Annotated in this window: 9 protein-coding genes; 7 read left to right on the forward strand and 2 right to left on the reverse strand. The window is 69.3% G+C overall.

Going from position 1 to position 8201, the window contains the following annotated elements; genetic code table 11:
- Positions 1-162 precede the first annotated feature (162 nt).
- The 4 genes from K6I34_RS26050 (at position 163) to K6I34_RS26065 (ending at position 2052) form a co-directional block, all read left to right on the forward strand.
- Complete coding sequence (locus K6I34_RS26050; RefSeq protein WP_183147561.1) at positions 163-327, forward strand: hypothetical protein; 165 nt, start codon at positions 163-165, stop codon at positions 325-327.
- A gap of 302 nt (positions 328-629) precedes the next feature.
- On the forward strand, positions 630-1025 hold the full coding sequence (locus tag K6I34_RS26055) for a BlaI/MecI/CopY family transcriptional regulator (RefSeq protein ID WP_121801650.1): 396 nt from the start codon (positions 630-632) through the stop codon (positions 1023-1025).
- Between the two features lie 9 nt (positions 1026-1034).
- Complete coding sequence (locus tag K6I34_RS26060; protein ID WP_229329113.1) at positions 1035-1553, forward strand: amino-acid N-acetyltransferase; 519 nt, start codon at positions 1035-1037, stop codon at positions 1551-1553.
- Positions 1554-1713: 160 nt separating this feature from the next.
- The gene (locus K6I34_RS26065; protein ID WP_229329115.1) at positions 1714-2052 is read left to right on the forward strand and encodes an Lsr2 family protein; all 339 of its coding nucleotides are present in this window, start codon (positions 1714-1716) and stop codon (positions 2050-2052) included.
- On the opposite strand, the gene K6I34_RS26070 is transcribed toward K6I34_RS26065, so the two are convergent.
- Positions 1983-2678: an SCO3374 family protein gene (locus K6I34_RS26070; protein ID WP_229329117.1), complete on the reverse strand. Its 696-nt coding sequence runs from the start codon at positions 2676-2678 to the stop codon at positions 1983-1985. The genes K6I34_RS26065 and K6I34_RS26070 overlap by 70 nt on opposite strands.
- 501 nt (positions 2679-3179) lie before the next feature.
- Here K6I34_RS26070 and K6I34_RS26075 point away from each other — a divergent pair.
- On the forward strand, positions 3180-5705 hold the full coding sequence (locus K6I34_RS26075) for an ATP-dependent Clp protease ATP-binding subunit (RefSeq protein WP_229329119.1): 2526 nt from the start codon (positions 3180-3182) through the stop codon (positions 5703-5705).
- 193 nt (positions 5706-5898) lie between these two features.
- Positions 5899-6534: a LysE family translocator gene (locus tag K6I34_RS26080; RefSeq protein WP_229329122.1), complete on the forward strand. Its 636-nt coding sequence runs from the start codon at positions 5899-5901 to the stop codon at positions 6532-6534.
- Between the two features lie 32 nt (positions 6535-6566).
- On the opposite strand, the gene K6I34_RS26085 is transcribed toward K6I34_RS26080, so the two are convergent.
- On the reverse strand, positions 6567-6917 hold the full coding sequence (locus K6I34_RS26085) for a trypco2 family protein (RefSeq protein ID WP_229329123.1): 351 nt from the start codon (positions 6915-6917) through the stop codon (positions 6567-6569).
- Between the two features lie 365 nt (positions 6918-7282).
- Here K6I34_RS26085 and K6I34_RS26090 point away from each other — a divergent pair, with 365 nt between their 5' ends.
- Positions 7283-8158, forward strand: a complete 876-nt coding sequence (locus K6I34_RS26090; protein ID WP_229329125.1) for a M23 family metallopeptidase — start codon at positions 7283-7285, stop codon at positions 8156-8158.
- The last annotated feature ends 43 nt before the right edge of the window (positions 8159-8201 follow it).

An 8201-nucleotide genomic window follows, 5' to 3' on the forward strand; every position in this document is an offset into this window, starting at 1 on the left:
CCCCATTCCCACCCCCGGCGAGGTGTTTCCGCCACGTCGGAAGCCCTCTCCGCAGGCCGGGGCGGCGGATTCCGACCCCGCGGCCCGACCGGCCTGATGCGCGCGTAATCTGGACGGACTGCTGGCAATCGCAGAATCCAGAACCAGAAGGAGCCGACGGCCATGGACTATGTCGCCGCGCTGGTCCCGCCCGTGGTGATGGCGGTCGCTTTCATCGCGCTGATCGTGACGATCGTCAAGAGTCAGGGCGGTCCGAACAAGGCAAAGGAAGACGCCGCCGTCGACGCCGCCATGGCGCGCTCCGCGAGCGGCGAGCAGAGCTCCTAGGTCCGGTGGCGCCCCAAAGGGGCGCTCCCGACTTCGCTCTTCGCTCCGGCGCTTCCCCGGAGCGATTGCCGTCGGCTTCCCGAAGCCTCTTCCTCGGGCTTCCCGGGGCTTCCTCCGGCTTGTCCGGGGCCGCCGCGGCGGACGGCTCGCGAGTTCCGGTCGAACAGCGTGTCCACCGACCGACCCGTTCGGGCGTATCACGTCCACAAGGCGTACGTATCGAGACGGTAATTTCTCGGTCGTGCGCCCTTTTTGCGCCACGATAAACCGGCATTCTAGACATCTCCCACTATTATTCGCGTGTGGTTCGACGCCTGGGTGATCTGGAAGACGCCGTGATGACGCGCGTGTGGGACTGGAACCGGCCGGTCACTGTTCGAGAAGTGCTGGAAGACCTTCAGAAGGAACGGTCCATCGCCTACACCACGGTCATGACCGTAATGGACAACCTGTATCAGAAGGGCTGGGTCCGGCGGGAGGCGGAAGGCCGCGCCTATCGATATGAGGCGGTCTCCAACCGGGCCGCCTACTCGGCCGCACTGATGAACGAAGCGTGGTCCGTGAGTGACAACCCCGCCGCCGCGCTCGTCGCCTTCTTCGGCATGATGTCGGCCGAGCAGCGCGAAGCCCTGCGCGACGCCATCCGCATCGTGCAACTCGACGGGCCCGCCGACGGTGCCGGGGATGCCGGGCGATAGCGTCCGGTCATGCCCGCGCTATCAAAAGCCGTCACCGTCCGTCGCGCCCGGACCAGCGATGTTCCCGCGGTGCGCCGCATCGTCGACCGTTACGCCCAGGACCGCATCCTGCTCGACAAAGCCACCGTCACGCTTTACGAGGACATCCAGGAGTTCTGGGTGGCCGAACGGGACAGCGATGGCGAGGTCGTCGGCTGCGGCGCACTCCACGTGATGTGGGAGGACCTCGCCGAGGTACGCACGCTCGCGGTGGATCCCGTGGCCAAGGGTGGCGGGGTCGGTCACGCACTCCTGGCGAAGCTGCTTCAGACGGCGCGCTGGCTCGGGGTGCGGCGCATTTTCTGCCTCACCTTCGAAGTCGACTTCTTCGCGAAGCACGGCTTCGTGGAGATCGGTGAGACACCGGTGGACGGCGATGTCTACAGCGAGCTGCTGCGTTCCTATGACGAGGGCGTTGCCGAGTTCCTGGGCCTCGAACGGGTGAAGCCGAACACCCTTGGCAACAGCCGGATGCTTCTGCATCTGTGATCGCGGTCCCTATGTCCGAATCGCGCCCCTATCCCATGCCTCCGGAAGGCATCGTTCCCACGCGGAAGGCGGACTGAACCTTCCCGGGGGGTTTGTGTTTTTCAGAGAAAGGCGGTTTGCTATTCCTCCGTAATCCCATTTTCCACTGAAAGGATTCCCCGTGGCACAGAAGGTTCAGGTCCTTCTTGTTGATGACCTCGACGGTGGCGAGGCGGACGAGACCGTGACGTTCGCGCTCGACGGCAAGTCCTACGAGATCGACCTCACCACGGCGAACGCGGACAAGCTGCGCGAGGCCCTCGCGGACTACGTGCGGTCGGCCCGTCGCACGGGTGGCCGCTCCGCCGCCGCCCGCGGCAAGGTGCGCGTCGCCGCCACCGGTGGCAGCCAGGACACCGCCAAGATCCGCGCCTGGGCGAAGAAGAACGGCTACAACGTCAACGACCGTGGCCGCGTCCCCGCCGACATCCGTGAGGCGTACGAGAAGGCCAACGGCTGACCTCCCGTCGGCAGGGGCGTGCGCGCTTCCCCGGCGCGCCGCATCCGGGCCCGGTGGCACTCCGTCGCCGCCGCGCCCACGAGCCGTACGAGGTCGGGGGCGCCCCCATCGCCCCCGAGGCCGGTCACCGGCAGCGTCGGCTCCACATCGCACCCCGGCACGGGGGGCCGCACCCACACGGCCTTTCCCGCGCCTTCCGCCCGGAGGTGCCCGCGGCCCTCGCCGGCGGGCACAGCGGGCATGGCGGGCACAGCGGGCATGGCGGCCTCGGCGGGCTCGGGCGCGACGATCCGGCCGCCCGGCCCCAGCGCGGCCAGATCCAGGGCGACCCCGCCCCATTCCAGCCATTCGAGCAGCTCCGGCAGCTCCTCCGCGCTGCCCGCGGCGATCAGGAACCGCAGCCTCCGCGCTCGGCCGTCGAACGCCACGGGGCCGGTGCGGACCGCACGGGCGAGCACCGCGAGGCCCGCGTCCGGCGGGACGTCCAGTACGTCGAAGCGCACGCCGGTGGGCAGCTCCAGGGGCTCCTCGCCCACGGTCGGCCAGCTCAGCTCGTGCTCGTACCAGTGGCGTGCCTGGCACCATGGAGACGCGGGGCCGCAGGGGCGCGGGAGGGCGACGGTCATACGCGGTGCAACTGAGAAGCGCCCAAGAGGTTACGCAGGGTTGGTAGTTGGGCACGCTCCGTATAAGGGGCAAGGGGCGCACGGAGGCTCCGGGTGGTGCGAGGTTGTTCGCCCGTAGCGGAGGGATGACGGTCGCGCCGCATGGATCGTGCGTGCGTACGGGTAGGACCTTCCCCATGGGAAAGAGGCGGTACAGCAGCGGTCATGGCGCATCACCGGGGGTCCGGCGGTGCGGCCGGCGGGCGTGTCGGGCCGAGTCCGCGTTCGCCGTGGGCGTAGTGGTGGTGAGCGTATATGCCTGGCCTGCGGGAACATCGTCTCCCACCATCGGGTTGGAGGAGTTGTCGGCTGTTCGGCAGCAGGTTTCCCCGCCGACGCGGGGGTGATCCGGACGGATGTCGGCAGTTGGAATGAGCTGTCCCGTCCCGCGGGACTAGCATGCGGAAGGACAGGGAGGGGACCGACCCCTTACTGCCTGACCGCTCTGAGGAGCGATTAACGATGTTCGAGAGGTTCACCGACCGCGCGCGGCGGGTTGTCGTCCTGGCTCAGGAAGAAGCCCGGATGCTCAACCACAACTACATCGGCACCGAGCACATCCTCCTGGGCCTGATCCACGAGGGTGAGGGTGTCGCCGCTAAGGCCCTGGAGAGCCTCGGGATTTCGCTCGAGGCGGTCCGCCAGCAGGTGGAGGAGATCATCGGCCAGGGCCAGCAGGCGCCCTCCGGCCACATCCCCTTCACCCCCCGTGCCAAGAAGGTCCTGGAGCTGTCGCTCCGCGAGGCCCTCCAGCTCGGCCACAACTACATCGGTACGGAGCACATCCTGCTCGGCCTGATCCGCGAGGGCGAGGGCGTCGCCGCCCAGGTCCTCGTGAAGCTGGGCGCCGATCTCAACCGGGTCCGGCAGCAGGTCATCCAGCTGCTCTCCGGCTACCAGGGCAAGGAGGCCGCCACCGCGGGCGGCCCGGCCGAGGGCACCCCCTCGACCTCCCTCGTCCTGGACCAGTTCGGCCGCAACCTGACGCAGGCCGCTCGCGAATCCAAGCTCGACCCGGTCATCGGGCGCGAGAAGGAGATCGAGCGGGTCATGCAGGTGCTCTCCCGCCGTACGAAGAACAACCCCGTCCTCATCGGCGAGCCCGGTGTCGGCAAGACGGCGGTCGTCGAGGGCCTGGCGCAGGCCATCGTCAAGGGCGAGGTGCCCGAGACCCTCAAGGACAAGCACCTCTACACCCTGGACCTCGGTGCCCTGGTCGCCGGCTCCCGCTACCGTGGTGACTTCGAGGAGCGCCTGAAGAAGGTGCTCAAGGAGATCCGCACCCGCGGCGACATCATCCTGTTCATCGACGAGCTGCACACCCTCGTGGGCGCGGGCGCCGCCGAGGGCGCGATCGACGCCGCCAGCATCCTCAAGCCCATGCTGGCCCGCGGTGAGCTCCAGACCATCGGTGCCACCACGCTCGACGAGTACCGCAAGCACCTGGAGAAGGACGCCGCCCTCGAGCGCCGCTTCCAGCCGATCCAGGTCGCCGAGCCGTCGCTGCCGCACACCATCGAGATCCTCAAGGGTCTGCGCGACCGCTACGAGGCCCACCACCGGGTCTCCATCACGGACGAGGCGCTGGTCCAGGCCGCCACCCTGGCCGACCGCTACATCTCCGACCGCTTCCTGCCGGACAAGGCGATCGACCTGATCGACGAGGCCGGTTCCCGGATGCGCATCCGCCGGATGACCGCGCCGCCGGACCTCCGCGAGTTCGACGAGAAGATCGCCGACGTGCGCCGGGAGAAGGAGTCCGCGATCGACTCGCAGGACTTCGAGAAGGCCGCCTCCCTGCGCGACAAGGAGAAGCAGCTCCTCGCCGCGAAGGCCAAGCGGGAGAAGGAGTGGAAGGCCGGCGACATGGACGTCGTGGCCGAGGTCGACGGCGATCTGATCGCCGAGGTCCTCGCCACCGCCACCGGCATCCCGGTCTTCAAGCTGACCGAGGAGGAGTCCTCCCGCCTGCTGCGCATGGAGGACGAGCTGCACAAGCGCGTCATCGGCCAGAAGGACGCCATCAAGGCGCTCTCCCAGGCCATCCGGCGCACGCGTGCGGGCCTCAAGGACCCGAAGCGCCCCGGCGGCTCGTTCATCTTCGCGGGCCCGTCCGGTGTCGGTAAGACGGAGCTGTCCAAGACGCTCGCCGAGTTCCTCTTCGGCGACGAGGACGCCCTGATCTCCCTCGACATGTCGGAGTTCAGCGAGAAGCACACCGTCTCCCGGCTCTTCGGCTCCCCGCCCGGCTACGTGGGCTACGAGGAGGGCGGCCAGCTCACCGAGAAGGTGCGCCGCAAGCCGTTCTCCGTCGTCCTCTTCGACGAGGTCGAGAAGGCACACCCGGACATCTTCAACTCGCTGCTGCAGATCCTGGAGGACGGTCGCCTGACCGACTCCCAGGGCCGCGTGGTCGACTTCAAGAACACCGTCATCATCATGACGACGAACCTCGGCACCCGGGACATCTCCAAGGGCTTCAACCTGGGCTTCGCCGCCCAGGGCGACGTCAAGACCGGGTACGAGCGGATGAAGGCGAAGGTCAACGAAGAGCTCAAGCAGCACTTCCGGCCCGAGTTCCTCAACCGTGTCGACGACACGGTGGTCTTCCACCAGCTCAGCCAGGAAGACATCATCCAGATCGTCGACCTGATGATCGCCAAGGTGGACGAGCGCCTCAAGGACCGCGACATGGGCATCGAGCTCAGCGCGGACGCCAAGGGCCTGCTGGCGAAGAAGGGCTACGACCCGATCCTGGGTGCCCGCCCGCTGCGCCGCACGATCCAGCGCGAGATCGAGGACATCCTCTCGGAGAAGATCCTCTTCGGCGAGCTCCGCCCCGGCCACATCGTGGTCGTCGGCACCGAGGGCGAGGGCGAGGAGAAGAAGTTCACCTTCCGCGGCGAGGAGAAGTCGGCCCTGCCGGACACTCCGCCGATCGAGTCCGCGGCCGGTGGCGCCGGTCCGAACCTGTCGAAGGACGCGTAACAGCGCCCCCGGCAGCAGCGCCGAACAAGCACGGGGGAGGCCCCGGAACCGGATAACGGTTCCGGGGCCTCCCCCTTTTCCGCGTACCCCAGGTCTTTTCCTGCCCGGATCCGGAACTCGCCCGATCCGAATTCGGATATCGCGGGGCCGGAGACATGGCCGGTGCGACGGACCGTCAGTAGGCTGACGATCCATGGTCATGACAACCGCCCTGTGGTCCTTCGCCCTCGTCGTCGGTCTGCTCACGCTCACACCCGGCCTCGACACGGCCCTGATCCTGCGCACGGCCGCACTCGGCGAGCGCCGCGGCGCCTGGGGAGCCGTCCTCGGCATACAGACCGGCACCATGATCTGGGGCGCCCTCACCTCACTCGGAGTGACGGCACTGCTGGCCGCGTCCCCGGTCGCGTACGAGGTGCTGCGCTGGGCGGGCGTCGGATATCTGACCTGGATGGGCACGCGGATGCTCCGGGACACCTGGCGGAACCGGGGCGCGGCGGAGACCACGCCGGAGGAGGTCCCCGAGCCGGGCGGATTCGCCGCGGGCTGGCGCCGGGGCCTGCTCACCAATCTCCTCAACCCGAAGATGGGCGTGTTCTACGTGGCCGTACTGCCGCAGTTCATGCCCGCGGGCAGCTCGCATGTCCTCATGGGGCTGCTGCTGGCCTCCGTGCATGTGCTGCTCGCGCTGGTCTGGTCCACCGTGCTGATCGCCTTTGCCCGGGCGATGCGCGGCTGGCTGCGCAAGCCCGTCGCCCGGCGGGTGCTGGACCGTGTCACCGGAGGGGTGATCGTGGGCTTCGGGGTGAAGCTGGCCCTCGGGGATTGACGGGTGGCCGGTCCGGCTCGGGTCCGGCTCCGCTACTGGTCCGAGGGGCCGCCCAGGCGGGACGTGCCGCCCTGCCGCTGGTTGCCGACCCGCAGGGTGCCGCCTGTGCGGGCGTCCTTCGGGGTGAGGGTGAAGGAGACGCGGTGCGTACGGGCCGAGCCCCGGGCCGCCTCCGCCCCGGCGCTGAAGATCCACGCCTTCACCCCGCCCGAGCCCTTCACGTCCCGGCGGATCTCCACCTCGAACTCCATCGCGATCGGGCCGATATCGAAGGCCACCTCCTCGCCCGCGCCCCGCGCCGCGGCCGCCGTGAGGCCGTCGCGGACCGCCTGGACGGCGTCCGCCAGCTCGATGCCGTCGAACTCGTGCGAAGCGTTGCTCATCGTGCGCCCCCGATGGGTCGTCGCGGTCCGTGACCGCCGAACTCCGTGCGTCCGCCCGGAGCGTACCGCCGGAGGACGGCCCGCGGACCGGAAACCGGCGTGCCCGGAGCTGCCACGCGGAGGCAAGCCGCACGAGCACAGGCACAGGGCGAATCCCGGCTTCTACCCGTCCAGGGACGCGGACAGGCGCCACAAAAGCGTGAATTTGCCACGCTGTGCCCGGGGGTAGGGACCAATTGCCCGCGCCACGGAAACGAATTCCGCCCGTAGAAGGCGCTCTTGGCCGCCCCGCAATTGCGGGTTGCCAAGGTTCGGCGACCCCGGTCCGACTGCCGGGGCCCATTCATGCCCGGAGGTATTTCTTCATGTCGAAGCACGCCACTTTCCGCAGCACGAGCGCGTCCCTTCTCCGTACCCGCGTCGCCGCGCTCGTGGCCGCCGGAATCGGAGCCTCCCTCGTGCTCGGAACCAGTGTGGCGCTGGCGGACGACGCCTCCTGGCACCACCACCGGCACCCGGTCCTCGCCTCCGTGACCGCGCTGGGCGGCGCCCTGCACCACACCCGGGGGAGCACCCGGCTCAGGGCCCACGCCGGACAAGAGGCCGGTCAGACCCACGCCAAGCACCAGGTCGGCCAGGCTCACGCCAAGCAGGAGGCCGGTCAGGCCCACGCCAGGCGCCAGGTCGGCCAGGCTCACGCCAAGCAGGAGGCCGGTCAGGCCCGCGCCAGGCGCCAGGCCGGTCAGGCCCGCGCCAAGCAGGAGGCCGTCCGGCGCGCCGCCGAGGCCCGCAGAGCCGTCGTGGCCTCGCGGCAACGCGCCGACGCGTGGGTCGCGCCCGTCGAGGACTACACGATCGGCCAGCCCTTCGGCATCTCGGGTCCCCTGTGGGCCTACAAGCACAGTGGCCAGGACCTCGTCGTGAACACCGGCACCCCGGTGAAGGCCGTGCACCGCGGCACGATCGTGAAGGCGGGCCCGCACGGCGGCGGCGACGGCGCCGCGTACGGCAACGCCGTCGTGATCAAGCACGACGACAACACCTACTCGCAGTACGCCCACCTCTCGCACATCGCGGTGCGCGTGGGGCAGATGGTGATGACCGGCGAGCGGATCGGCCTGTCGGGCTCCACTGGCAATTCCACGGGCCCCCACCTGCACTTCGAGATCCGCACCACCCCGGACTACGGCAGCGCCGTCGAGCCCCGCGCTTTCCTCAGCGCCCACGGCGAGGACCTCTGAGCCCCGGCTGAGCCCGGCTGAGCCGGACCAAGCCCGCCCGACC

Origin of the sequence: Streptomyces sp. UNOC14_S4 (assembly GCF_020740835.1) — a bacterium.
In the GTDB taxonomy this organism is placed as follows: Bacteria; Actinomycetota; Actinomycetes; order Streptomycetales; family Streptomycetaceae; genus Streptomyces.

Bases quoted from the DNA above. Each gene is read 5' to 3' on its own strand.
- K6I34_RS26050 (WP_183147561.1), top strand. From the start codon at position 163: ATGGACTATGTCGCCGCGCTGGTCCCGCCCGTGGTGATGGCGGTCGCT.
- K6I34_RS26060 (WP_229329113.1), top strand. From the start codon at position 1,035: ATGCCCGCGCTATCAAAAGCCGTCACCGTCCGTCGCGCCCGGACCAGC.
- K6I34_RS26070 (WP_229329117.1), bottom strand. From the start codon at position 2,678: ATGACCGTCGCCCTCCCGCGCCCCTGCGGCCCCGCGTCTCCATGGTGC.
- K6I34_RS26075 (WP_229329119.1), top strand. From the start codon at position 3,180: ATGTTCGAGAGGTTCACCGACCGCGCGCGGCGGGTTGTCGTCCTGGCT.
- K6I34_RS26080 (WP_229329122.1), top strand. From the start codon at position 5,899: ATGGTCATGACAACCGCCCTGTGGTCCTTCGCCCTCGTCGTCGGTCTG.
- K6I34_RS26085 (WP_229329123.1), bottom strand. From the start codon at position 6,917: ATGAGCAACGCTTCGCACGAGTTCGACGGCATCGAGCTGGCGGACGCC.
- K6I34_RS26090 (WP_229329125.1), top strand. From the start codon at position 7,283: ATGTCGAAGCACGCCACTTTCCGCAGCACGAGCGCGTCCCTTCTCCGT.